Below are 1,081 nucleotides of genomic sequence, written 5' to 3'. Positions count from 1 at the left end.
CCGGTGTAGTTGGCGCTGGGGCGGATGATCTTGTTGTCGATGCGCTGCTCGATGATGTGCGCGGCCCAGCCCGAGGTGCGCGAGATCACGAACAGCGGCGTGAACATCGCGGTGGGCACGCCCATCATGTGGTAGCTGACCGCGCTGAACCAGTCCAGGTTCGGGAACATTTTCTTGATGTCCCACATCACCGTTTCCAGGCGCTCGGCGATGTCGAACATCTTCATCGAGCCGGCGTCCTTCGACAGCTTCTTCGCCACTTCCTTGATCACCTGGTTGCGCGGGTCGCCGGTGGTGTACACCGGGTGGCCGAAGCCGATCACGACCTCCTTGTTCTCGACGCGGCGGGTGATGTCGGCCTGGGCCTCGTCCGGGTTGTCGTAGCGCTTCTGGATCTCGAACGCGACCTCGTTGGCGCCGCCGTGCTTGGGGCCGCGCAGCGCGCCGATCGCGCCGGCAATCGACGAGTACATGTCCGAGCCGGTGCCGGCGATCACGCGCGCGGTGAAGGTCGAGGCGTTGAACTCGTGCTCGGCGTACAGGTTGAGCGAGGTGTTCATGGCGCGCTCCCACAGCGCCGACGGCTTCTCGCCGTGCAGCAGGTGCAGGAAGTGGCCACCGATCGAGTCATCGTCGGTCTCCACTTCGATGCGGCGGCCGTTGTGGCTGTAGTGGTACCAGTACAGCAGCATCGAGCCGAGGCTGGCCATCAGCCGGTCGGCGATGTCGCGCGCGCCCGGGATGTTGTGGTCTTCCTTCTCCGGCAGCACCGTGCCCAGCACCGACACGCCGGTGCGCATCACGTCCATCGGATGGGCGCTGGCGGGCACCCATTCCAGCGCCGCCTTGACGTTGGCGGGCAGGCCGCGCAGCGACTTCAGCTTGGCCTTGTAGGCGGCCAGCTCGGATTTGGTCGGCAGCTTGCCGTGCACCAGCAGGTGGGCGATCTCCTCGAATTCGCAGGTCTCGGCGATGTCGAGGATGTCGTAGCCGCGGTAGTGCAGGTCATTGCCGGTGCGGCCGACGGTGCACAGCGCGGTGTTGCCGGCGGTCACGCCCGACAGCGCGACGGATTTCTTGG

The 1,081-nt window shown here is 66.0% G+C and carries 1 protein-coding gene; it reads right to left on the bottom strand.

Features of this window, described 5'->3' with window-relative positions; genetic code table 11:
* Positions 1-1,081, bottom strand: a 1,081-nt coding sequence (gene prpC, locus U9J39_RS29370; RefSeq protein WP_326348799.1) for a bifunctional 2-methylcitrate synthase/citrate synthase, incomplete at both ends; no start/stop codon positions are given.

Origin of the sequence: Cupriavidus sp. SS-3, from assembly GCF_035818815.1 — a bacterium.
Lineage (GTDB): Bacteria > Pseudomonadota > Gammaproteobacteria > Burkholderiales > Burkholderiaceae > Cupriavidus > Cupriavidus taiwanensis_C.
This window is presented reverse-complemented; position numbering and strand designations above follow the sequence as displayed.